General features: G+C 67.7%; 4 protein-coding genes. All 4 read right to left on the bottom strand.

Going from position 1 to position 4,909, the window contains the following annotated elements:
- Nucleotides 1-331, bottom strand: a 331-nt coding sequence (locus AACZ35_RS12450; RefSeq protein ID WP_339829791.1) for a formate dehydrogenase accessory sulfurtransferase FdhD, incomplete at its 3' end; no start/stop codon positions are given.
- Nucleotides 324-2,591: an FdhF/YdeP family oxidoreductase gene (locus AACZ35_RS12445; RefSeq protein WP_339829789.1), complete on the bottom strand. Its 2,268-nt coding sequence runs from the start codon at nt 2,589-2,591 to the stop codon at nt 324-326. The genes AACZ35_RS12445 and AACZ35_RS12450, both read right to left, overlap by 8 nt.
- An 8-nt stretch (nt 2,592-2,599) precedes the next feature.
- On the bottom strand, nt 2,600-4,036 hold the full coding sequence (locus tag AACZ35_RS12440; RefSeq protein ID WP_339829787.1) for an SPFH domain-containing protein: 1,437 nt from the start codon (nt 4,034-4,036) through the stop codon (nt 2,600-2,602).
- A gap of 100 nt (nt 4,037-4,136) precedes the next feature.
- A complete protein-coding gene (locus tag AACZ35_RS12435; RefSeq protein WP_339829785.1) occupies nt 4,137-4,619 on the bottom strand; it encodes a CIA30 family protein in 483 nt (160 codons plus the stop codon).
- Nucleotides 4,620-4,909 lie beyond the last annotated feature (290 nt).

Here is a 4,909-nt window from a genome sequence, read left to right as displayed (position 1 = left end):
CGCAGCCGCTGCGGCCGGGCAGGTTCCGGGCTTCGAAGGCCACCGGATCGCGGGTACGCATGTGAATGCGCCAGCCTTCCAGTTCGGGCTGCACGTCGATGCCCAGCAGGTCGTCCTTGCCCAGGCCACGTTCGGTCAGCGAAAAGCCGCGGGCGAAGTCCTCCAGGTCGCCGGGCGAGGCCATCATCACGGCGTAAGGCGCACCGTCGTAGACCAGGGCCACCGGCACTTCTTCCGCCAGCTGGTCCTGGCGCGGGCTGGCCTGCCCGCCCTGCAGGTCGAGCACCGCGCGTTCGGCCAGGCCTTCGCGGCGGCTGCGGGCTTCAGGCATCGGCCGCGGCGCGGATGCGCACCGGGATGGACTTGTAGCCGGGCGTGCCGGAGTTGACGTCATGGCAGTCCAGCGGCACCAGCACGTTGCCCTCGGGGAAATACATGGCCACCGAGCCGCGCGGCAGGTCGTATTCCACCGCCGTGAATCCACGCACGGCGCGAACGCCGGGGTCTTCGGCCGAGGCCAGGCAGGACTCGATGTCGATGCGGTCGCCGTGCGCCAGGCCACGCTCACGCAGGTCGTCCGCGCTCATGAAGACGATGTCGCGCCGGCCTTCGACGCCGCGGTAGCGGTCGGAGTAGCCGTAAATGGTGGTGTTGTACTGGTCGTGCGAACGCACGGTGGTCAGGGTAAGCACGCCCTCGCCCTGCAGGCGCAGGTCTTGATTCAAACCCGGCGACACCAGGAAACGGGCCTTGCCGCCCTCGCCCCAGTCGCGCACCGAGGCGCCCACGTATAGCCGGAAGCCGCCGGGCTCGCGCACGCGCTGGTTGAAGTCGTGGAAGATCGGGAACACCGCCTCGATGCCATCGCGGATGCGGTCGTAGTCGGCCACCAGGTGGTCCCAGTCCACCTTTGATTCGGGCAGCAGGGCCTTGGCGATGCCGGCGACGATGGCCGGTTCGGACTTCAGCAGCGGCGAAGCCGGCTTCAGCCCACCCTGCGAGGCATGCACCATCGACATCGAATCCTCGACGGTGACGAACTGCGGCCCGCGGGCCGTGAGGTCCGCTTCCGTGCGGCCCAGGCAGGGCAGCAGGATCGACTCTTTCGCGGTAATCAGGTGCGAGCGGTTGAGCTTGGTGGCGACATGCACCGCCAGGTCGAGCTTCCGCATCGCCGGGAAGGTGGTGTCCGGGTCGGAAATCGCCACCGCCAGGTTGCCGCCGAGGCAGACCAGCGCCTTGGAACGGCCGTCGCGGATGGCGCGCACCGCCGCCACCGAGTCGTGGCCGTGGCGCACGGGGAAATCGAAGCCGTAGGTGCGCTTGATGGCTTCGGCCAGCGCCGGCGTCGGCTTTTCGGTGATGCCGACCGTGCGGTCGCCCTGCACGTTGGAATGGCCGCGGATGGGCGCGATGCCGGCGCCGGGTTTGCCGATATTGCCGCGCAGCAGCAGAAGGTTGGCCATCTGGTGCACGTTGCGGGTGCCGAAGCGGTGCTGGGTCATGCCCATGCCGTAACAAACGATCACGCGCTCGGCGCTTGCGTAAACCTTGGCCGCGGCTTCGATGTCTTCGCGCGGCAATCCCGAGGTGGCGACGATGTCGTCCCAGGGCGTGGCGTCCAGGTCCTGGCACAGTGCTTCGATGCCGGCGGTGTGTTCGGCGATGAAGGCGTGGTCCAGGGCGTTGTTGGCCACCAGCCACTTCATCATGCCTTTCAGGAAAGCGACGTCGCCGCCGATCTTCACCTGGTAATAGGTCTGCGCAATGGGCGTGCCCTGCCCGCCCAGCATTTCGGTCGGGTGCTGGGGCGAGGCGAAACGCTCCAGACCGCGCTCGCGCAGCGGGTTGACGGCGATGATGGGCACGCCGCGCAGGGAAAGTTCGCGCAGCGTGGACAGCATGCGTGGGTGGTTGGTGCCCGGGTTGTGGCCGAAGCTGAAAAGCGCGTCGCACAGCGCGAAGTCGTCCAGCGTCACCGTGCCCTTGCCGACGCCGATCGACTGCGGCAGCGCCACCGAGGTGGCCTCGTGGCACAGGTTCGAACAATCGGGAAAGTTGTTGGTGCCGAACTCGCGCACCATCAGCTGGTACAGGAAGGCGGCCTCATTGGAGGTGCGGCCCGAGGTGTAGAACTCGGCCATGTCCGGGTCGGGCAGCGCCCGCAGCGCGGCGCCGATGCGGGCGAAAGCCTCATCCCAGCCAATGGGCAGATAGCGATCACTGGCGGCGTCGTAGGCCATCGGCTCGGTCAGCCGGCCGGCGTCTTCGAGAGCGTGGTCGGTCCACTGCCACAGCTGCGACACGGTGTTTTGGGCAAACAGCGCCGGCGTGGCGCGCTTGCCGGTTGCTTCCCAGGCCACGGCCTTGGCGCCGTTTTCGCAGAACTCGAAGGACGAGGTGTGCTTCGGGTCGGGCCAGGCGCAGCCGGGGCAGTCAAAACCCGCCGGCTGGTTCACCTTGCGCAGGGCGGCCGTTTCCCGCCCCACCGCCATCTGGTCCTTCAGGGCCCGTGCCACCGACCCCAGCGCCGACCAGCCCCCGGCCGGGCCGTCGAAGTCTTCGATGCCGGGGACCTTGGGTTTGCTCACATCCCGGCCTACTTGGTCGGGTCGGGCTTGCTGTCGGACTTGTGGGCGAACTTCTCGAGCATCTTCTTGCCCTCCGGCGACTGCGCCAGGCCTTCGAGCATGCTGGCGATGGCGGTGCCGCCGTCGGCGGAGAACAGGTCCATCACGCTCGACAGGCCCTTGCCCGGCGAGCCGGCGTTGGAGATCACCTTGACGTCGGCGGACTTGAGCGCCTCGGCCTGGGCCATGCCCACGGCCTGCGCGGCTTCGATGTTGCGGATGCCCAGCAGGTAGTTCTGGTAGCCCTGGTCGGCGCCGATCTTTTCGGCCAGCTTGATCTGCGCGTCCACCGGTGCCATCAGGATGGCGGTTTCGGCGGCGCCCTTGGCGTGGCCTTCGGCGGTGATGCCCTCGGCGTTGCGCTTGGCGGCCTCGAGCTGGCCTTCGGCGGTGAGCACGGTCTGCTGCTTGTTGCCCTCGGCCGAAACGATGGCCACCTGCTTGCTGGCCTCGGCCGAAACCACGGCCACCTGCTTGGCGGCGTCGGCCTGCACGATGGCGACGTCCTTGGCCTGGGCGGCGGCGATGACGGCGGCTTCGCGGGCGATTTCGGCGCCGCGCACGGTGTTCACCTGCACCACGTCCATTTCCTTGGCCGCGGTTTCGCGCTGCTGCACCTTCACCTGCTGCGAAGCCTGCTCGTTGGCGACGCCGACGTTCTTGTCCTTTTCGGCCGTGCGCAGGCCCACCTGCTCGGCGGCCAGCTGACGTGACATTTCGATCTCGCGCTTGGCGGCGATCTCGGCCATCTCGGCCTGGCGGCTGTTGTCGGCCACGACCAGGCGCGATTCGCGCTCGATGCCCGAGGTGCGCTTGGCCATGATGTTGTGGATGACATCGCTGTCCTTGGCGTCGCGGATGTCCATCAGCTCGATGTTCTTGATTGCCTCCACGCCCCAGCCGCCCAGCTGCGGCTGCACTTCCTTGGTGAAGGCTTCGCCGAAGCGGCTGCGGTCGAGCATGATCTGGTCAATCTCATGCGCGGCCAGCACGGTGCGCACGGAACCCTGGACGATGGCGGTCAGCTGTTCCTTGAGCTCCTCGAACGAAGCCACGCGCTGGGCGGCAGTATTGGAATCGCTGATGCGGAAGAAGGCCATCACGTGCACCAGGAAGGGCACGCGCTCCTTGTCGTAGGCCGCGTAGTCCGGCAGGTCGATGGCGAAGTTGGAGACCGGCAGCGTGACCCGGGTCAGGCCGATCATCGGGATGCGCGAGGGCCACTCGTAGTAGGTGTTGGAGTCAAACCCCTTGCCGTAGGACACCGTGTTCTTGCGCGTCTGCACGATGTGCACTTCGTTCACCGGCACGACCCGGCGCAGCGCGATGACCCAGAAGAACGCCGTCACCAGGGCAACGCCCGCGGCAGAGGCCAGACCGATAAGAACCAGGGACGAAGTGATCATGAAAGAATCCGCAGCAGGTGAAGTCGCAAGAGTATAGGGCTGAAAACCGGGGGACGGAGCCGACTTTTTCGCCCCGGGGGCCTGAGGCTTTACGGGGCGGCTACTCCAGCCCGATCCAGTCGACCTCGAGCCGGAACGGCCCCTCGCGCTTGTCGCCGATAAGCAGGCCCAGTTCGCGGACCCGGGCGGCGTCCAGCGGCGGGCCCTGCAGCGCAAAGCCGTGGGCGCTCGGGCGCAGGTCGGCCAGGGGCACGCGGACTTCGGTCCACTGCCCGGCTTCGGTGGCGAATTCGCCGCCGTAGGACACGGTGATGCCGCGGAAGCGGGCATCGGTGGCCAGGCGAAGCTGGTAGGTGCGGCCGTCACCGCGCACGCGGAGAACCACTGCCGTGGCGTCGCTGAAATCAAAATCGCGGCCGACGGTGCGCACGGACGAAAAGCCGCCGTTGTTTTCCAGCGAAAGCACGCCCGAGAACGTCAGGACGCCCTCTTCCACCACCGGGCCACCACGCGAACGACCGCCCATGACGCCGTCGTTCACCGCCACCCAGCGCGGCTCGTCGGCGTCGGTTCCAAAACTCATCAAGGGGGTCATGGCGGGCTCCGGAGTGGCGAGGACGGTGGCCGGCAACGCCAGCGACAGGGCGACAAGAACGGTGGCGATACGCATCGGGACGGCCTTTGGTCGGGTGGCCCATTGCAGCCCGCACGCCGTCGCCGGTGCGTGACGGGACTTCCGGTGCCCGGCGACCGGCAGTAGGCTGACCGTCCAGCCCGCGCCCCCGCGCCACCGCAGGAGAAACCCCATGAGTTATGTCGATGGTTTCGTGCTCGCCGTCCCCAACGCCAACAAGCAGGCGTTCCTGGATTTCG

Source organism: uncultured Arenimonas sp. (genome assembly GCF_963976025.1).
In the GTDB taxonomy this organism is placed as follows: Bacteria; Pseudomonadota; Gammaproteobacteria; order Xanthomonadales; family Xanthomonadaceae; genus Arenimonas.
The sequence above is the reverse complement of the archived record's forward strand: the minus strand, read 5'-3'. Positions and strand labels throughout refer to the sequence as shown.

Coding starts and splice junctions, on each gene's coding strand:
- AACZ35_RS12435 (WP_339829785.1), bottom strand. CDS start 4,619: ATGAGTTTTGGAACCGACGCCGACGAGCCGCGCTGGGTGGCGGTGAAC.
- AACZ35_RS12440 (WP_339829787.1), bottom strand. CDS start 4,036: ATGATCACTTCGTCCCTGGTTCTTATCGGTCTGGCCTCTGCCGCGGGC.